This window comes from Stenotrophomonas pictorum JCM 9942, from assembly GCF_001310775.1.
GTDB lineage: Bacteria > Pseudomonadota > Gammaproteobacteria > Xanthomonadales > Xanthomonadaceae > Stenotrophomonas > Stenotrophomonas pictorum.
Window position 1 is genome coordinate 1 of record NZ_BAZI01000707.1, and the last position, 810, is coordinate 810.

Consider the following 810-nt stretch of genomic DNA (forward strand, 5'->3'; position numbering starts at 1 on the left):
GCGCTGGGCGCGGGCCGCTGCGGGCAAAAAAGAGCACCCGCAAGGGCGCTCCCGCTGTCCAGCGGCGGTGGCCGCTTACTCCTTCGGCGGCACCACGGCCTTGGCCTCGCTGCCGAAGCTGCCTTCGGATTCGGCCGCCAGGTAGGCGAACACGGTGTAGGCGGCCACGTTCTGCGCCAGCGCGGCCGGGTCGATCTTGTCCAGGGTGTCGTCCGGGGTGTGGTGCAGGTCGAAGTAGTCGGTCCCGTCCTGTGCCAGCCATGCCCAGGCGCCGCCCTTGGCTGCCAGCGGGCCCACGTCCGGACCCGGGCCGCCCTCCTCGGCGCGGTACTCGATGCCCAGCGGCGCCAGCGCCTCGCCGATCTGACGGGTGGCTTCACGCGACTCGGCCGGATTGCCCGAGCCGGTGTTGAAGGCATAGATGCGGCCGGCGCCGAAGTCGCTCTCGGCGGCGATGTGCTGCTGCACGATCTCGCCGGCGGTGGCGCGGGCCTCGGCATAGGCCTTGCCGCCGTGCAGGCCCTGTTCCTCGTTGGCGAAGGCGATCACCCGGATGGTGCGCTTGGGCGCCTGCTTGAGCTGGCCGATCAGGTGGCCGGCGGCCATGGTGATGCCGATGCCGGCGCCATCATCGATCGCGCCGGTGCCCAGGTCCCAGGAATCCAGGTGGCCGCCAATCACCACCACTTCCCTGGGCAGGCTGCGGCCGGTGATCTCGCCGATCACGTTCTGCGAGGTGTAGCTGCCGTCCCAGCCGCAGTCCAGCGCGATGCGGATGCGGGTCGGGCCGCGCGCGACCAGCCGGTTGAG

1 protein-coding gene is annotated in these 810 nt (G+C 71.5%); it reads right to left on the reverse strand.

Annotation, left to right across the window (positions count from 1 at the left end; genetic code table 11):
- Window positions 1–75: 75 nt before the first annotated feature.
- On the reverse strand, window positions 76–810 hold a 735-nt coding region (locus JCM9942_RS17190), incomplete at its 5' end, for a M20/M25/M40 family metallo-hydrolase (RefSeq protein WP_157723048.1).